Annotated in this window: 4 protein-coding genes; 1 reads left to right on the forward strand and 3 read right to left on the reverse strand. The window is 52.3% G+C overall.

Going from position 1 to position 4204, the window contains the following annotated elements; all coding sequences use genetic code 11:
• A partial coding sequence (locus FYJ63_RS10875) for an integrase core domain-containing protein (RefSeq protein WP_154546616.1) occupies positions 1 to 205 on the forward strand: 205 nt, incomplete at its 5' end.
• A 115-nt stretch (positions 206 to 320) separates the two neighbouring features.
• On the opposite strand, the gene FYJ63_RS10880 is transcribed toward FYJ63_RS10875, so the two are convergent.
• From FYJ63_RS10880 to FYJ63_RS10890, 3 genes are all read right to left on the reverse strand, one after another.
• On the reverse strand, positions 321 to 1604 hold the full coding sequence (locus FYJ63_RS10880) for an ISL3 family transposase (RefSeq protein ID WP_338106924.1): 1284 nt from the start codon (positions 1602 to 1604) through the stop codon (positions 321 to 323).
• Between the two features lie 156 nt (positions 1605 to 1760).
• Positions 1761 to 3125: a hypothetical protein gene (locus tag FYJ63_RS10885; RefSeq protein ID WP_154546618.1), complete on the reverse strand. Its 1365-nt coding sequence runs from the start codon at positions 3123 to 3125 to the stop codon at positions 1761 to 1763.
• Positions 3126 to 3159: 34 nt separating this feature from the next.
• Entirely contained in the window at positions 3160 to 3678 is a 519-nt protein-coding gene (locus FYJ63_RS10890) for a branched-chain amino acid ABC transporter substrate-binding protein (protein WP_154546620.1), read from the reverse strand.
• Positions 3679 to 4204: the final 526 nt, after the last annotated feature.

A 4204-nucleotide genomic window follows, 5' to 3' on the forward strand; every position in this document is an offset into this window, starting at 1 on the left:
CGCAGAAACAGTGAACGGGCTATATAAGACCGAGCTGATCTATTCCCAGCCCCGGGCCTCACTGACCGAGGTCGAGTTCGCTACATTGAACTGGGTCCACTGGTGGAACAACGAGCGCCTCCACGAATCATTAGGCTACTGCACGCCAGCCGAGATCATCAATATGTATAATCAGACCCGGGTCAGCGAACTGACCCCCGTATAAGAAGCGGAACAAAACCCAGGACGCTTCACATCACCAGGCGAAGCCTCCCCGGATGGGGCGACGGAATCATCTGGAACGAACTCCACCACACCACCCCCTACAACAACACATGGGACTAACCCCCCCAGACACACAATTTGTCCTTTAACCCGTAGTTGGGGAGGTTGCGGAATCCTAGGGCGATGCCGCGGAGGTGTTCGAGTCTGCCGTTGATGGCTTCGGTGGGGCCGTTTGAACTGTGGGGATGTTTGAAGTAGGCCAGTATGTCTCCCGCGCGGCGTTTCAGTGTTGCTCCTAGACGGCGGAGTTCTGTGAGCCCCTCAGGTACTCCTTGGGCGAGGTCATTGATGACGTGTTGCATGATTTGTTCCCCGGTTTTCCGGTTGTCTTCTCGGTAAGCGGTAATCATTTGCTGGTAGTAGTGCCAGGTGACCTCGACACAAACATGGTTTTCGTCAGCAAACAAGTCCTCGAGTTTGTCCCATTGTCTCTTGGTAAGGTAGCCTTGTCCGGCACGGAGAGTTTTTCTCGCCCCGTACAGCGGGTCTCCGGTTTTCCCGCGTCTGCCTAGCGTGGCTTGCTGTATACGTTGTCGACACTGGTCAAGAGCTGTCCCGGCCAGGGCTATGACGTGGAACGGGTCCATCACGGTGATGGCATCGGGGAGTTCTTCTACTACCGCGGTTTTATAGCCCGTGAACCCGTCCATAGACACTATCTCCACGCTGTTGCGGAAAGACTCAGGGCGAGCGGCGAGCCAGGCTTTGAAAACCTTTTTAGAGTGTCCCGGTATCATGTCCAGCAGTCTGGCTGGTCCAGTTCTTTTCCTGACCGGGGTGAGGTCTATTACCACGGTGACGAATTGTTCCACACCCGTGGTATGAGCCCATTTATGCTCGTCCACGCCGATGACCTCTACCCCGTCAAAACGCGTAGGGTCGGACAAGTATTGGTCCCATCCCAGGTCGTGTACGGCCTGGAAGGTAGCGTGCCATGACGCGCCCAGTGTCTGAGCCACTGATTTTATTGACATGTGGTCAACTACCACGAGTTTCAACGCGTGCCATGCCGCCAGGACTGTCAGGCGACGCTTGGGAGCGGCGATACGCGAGGAATCCTGGCGCCATACCCGCCCACACGCCTTACATGCCCATCGTGGGATCCTGACTTGAAGAATCGTGGGACGAGACCCGTAAGGCGAATGAACCCACTCCCGTCCGACCGTGCCCCGTGGAACCCCGGACGCCCCGCACGATTCGCACCAAGACTCGGCTCGGTAAAGACGGCAAGCCAACACGGCCCGGTCCGGGCCCACGCTCTGGGCCTCGACACGCAGGCCGAGCCGGTCAAGCAAGCAAAAACTGTCAATATCAGGACAAGAAAAGATACAATCAGACACTGTCGGGGCCTTTCAATAGGGTGTTTATGTTCCATACCCATAATCGGAAGACCCCGACCCAAAATCAACCAGCCACCCCCACCACAACCCCACCCCACAGCACTCTTAAAAACGAAGAGCCGGTAAACCTATTCGTTCTTGCGGGAAAAATTCGCGCTACGCTTCGGTGTCGATGTGTGCCGGTGCGTTCGGGGTTGCCGCGTTCGGCTTGTCGGCGTTTATTTTCGCCGCGTCGAGTCGCTTGCTGATGGCTTCCCGCAGAGCGCTCGTTGCCTCGTCGCGATTCCGAACCATCATCTCTGACCAGAAGTCACTCGCATCGCCCGAAGCCTCGGAGTTCATCTTATTCATGTAGTTCATGGCCGCCATCGCGCCTGCCAGCTGGTCGACCTTGGCCAAAGCCGCCTTCGAATCCTTACCCTCCGCCAACTTATACAACATGCCCAAAGTCGATTTTTGGTCATCATTCAAAGAACTCGCCACATAATCAACCCGCTGCGCATACTTGTCGAAAACAGACAAATTCTCCGAACTATCTTTACCGAAAAGGTCAAGCAACACCTGATTCGTCTTCGCATTAGGAGCATCCGGGTCACCAGTAGCCTCAAAACTCTGCGGATCGGAAGCCCTAATATCTTCCCAAGCATCCCAACCCTTAACCATGTTCTCGCGCCAAGAAATGTAACGTTTAGCCTCCGAACTCGAAACACCATCCGACGACGCCGAACCATCCGAATACTTCTCAGAATAAGCATAAATCAGCTGCTGAATACCCCTCATCCTGTCAAGTGTTCCAGTGTCCCCAGGTCGAGAGGCAAACAATTCATCACGAACTTCAGCCGTAATCAAAGAATCCTTTATGGCATTTGAAGACAAAGTCTCTAAAACCACCGAATCAATCTCGGCCTGTTCCTCATTATCAAGACTGTAACTCGGACGATTCAACGCGTAAACATGCAAGCCCTTAGCAAACGCATTCTCCGCAACAGAATACGCGTCATTATCCGAAGCCAGAGTCTTATTCAAAATCCCACCCCCAACAGTCCGCGCTATGTCCGTGTCAAGACCATTATCATGCGCGTAAACATAAACATTCGCAATGAAATTACGCTCCTGATTAGTCAACTGATTAGCCAAAACATACCCAGCCCCAGGGCCGCGACCATCCGGCGACTGGTCATAGGGATTAAACCGATAAATCACCGGCATATCATTACGATCCCCACCATTCTCAATGCCAAACATATCCTTCAGCATCGCTTCCCAGCCGTTAAACCCATCTTTCGCCGAAGACGTCGCTAAAGCACCACCAATATGCTTCTGCTCATACGGACCATCCACCGCAGTCGGGTCAAAAACCTTCGCAGCGCTCTGAGTCTGCGAAGAAATCTCGACCGTGTCGATGACAGGTGTGCTCACCGTCGACACAGCCGAAGCGCTGTCTTTCGCTGAAGACATAGAAGACTTAGGCAGCGTCGAAGCCACCATCGAACTCAATCCGTTGACCAATCCCGCATCCATGCTGACCATCTCCTCACATCCTGTGTTGTCTGTATCAATATTCGTCGTAAGTTACAGTCACTCTGTCATACCCAGAGTCGCTGTAAATTGGCGAGTTTAAACCATTCGGGAAATAATGGTCGATTGTAAAATCGCCTTTAGCAGAGATATTCGAATACGCGGCATTATTGGTTTGACCATTAGAATCAATCACCTCAAACATACCAATCACGTCTCCACTTAAGACCTGGTTGGTTCCAGGGAAATAGTCAGTGCATGCAATCGGATTTGTCCCATATGGTTGCGTGTAGCATACCCGCATATACTCATCTTTCGGTGTCTCCGACTGAGCATACGAGGTCATCACAACATCGACAGCGGTTGCGGTGTCCAACCTATCAACACCCACAGGAGCTGTAAAGTATGTGCTCGTGGTTCCTGGGTTTGTTGAATAAATACTGTAGTGTTTCTTTGATGAATCCCACTGCTGGGTCGCAGCAAACGCGGTTCCTGCCATGAGAGTAGATACACCAATCACAGCAGCCCCAGCGACCAACCTACGTAGCGCAGCCATTTTTACTCCTTTGTCCGATGTCTTAAGGTTTACATAATTCAGCGCACAGCCAATTCTTCGGCAGCGGAAGACCCTTTTTAAGGATTTTTCAAAGATTTAACCCGCTCGAAACATCAGGGAATCTATAGCCGCTGTTTGCTTAGGAAACTAAGCAAGGAGCCTCCTGGCGCGCCTTTTTATGCTCTGCGGGCGTCTGGGATTTCCATCCGAGAGGGTCACTATTCCCGTGACCCCGTGAGAAAACCGTCCGATTACGACTCAGGCAAGATTCCCGCTGATGGGTTTACCGTATTATTTCGCAAGTTTCAAGGGAAACCAGCACACTATAGTGGGGCTTCGAGGGCGGTGAGTAGTGCGTCGTAGGCTTCGGCTTCTTCTCCGTTGAGGTGGAATTGGAATTGGAATTGCCTCGGTTGTGTTGACGCTTTTGGTGTGGGTATTTTGCTCTTACGGGAAAGGATTTGAAAGTGTCAAGAGTGTATCCATTACAGTTCCGTGCGGAAGCTGTCCGATTGTATAGAGCTGG

Origin of the sequence: Mobiluncus porci (genome assembly GCF_009695935.1) — a bacterium.
GTDB lineage: Bacteria > Actinomycetota > Actinomycetes > Actinomycetales > Actinomycetaceae > Mobiluncus > Mobiluncus porci.

What these genes read in the sequence shown, in the direction of transcription:
- FYJ63_RS10890 (WP_154546620.1), bottom strand. Translation starts at nt 3,678, where the DNA reads ATGGCTGCGCTACGTAGGTTGGTCGCTGGGGCTGCTGTGATTGGTGTA.
- FYJ63_RS10885 (WP_154546618.1), bottom strand. Translation starts at nt 3,125, where the DNA reads ATGGATGCGGGATTGGTCAACGGATTGAGTTCGATGGTGGCTTCGACG.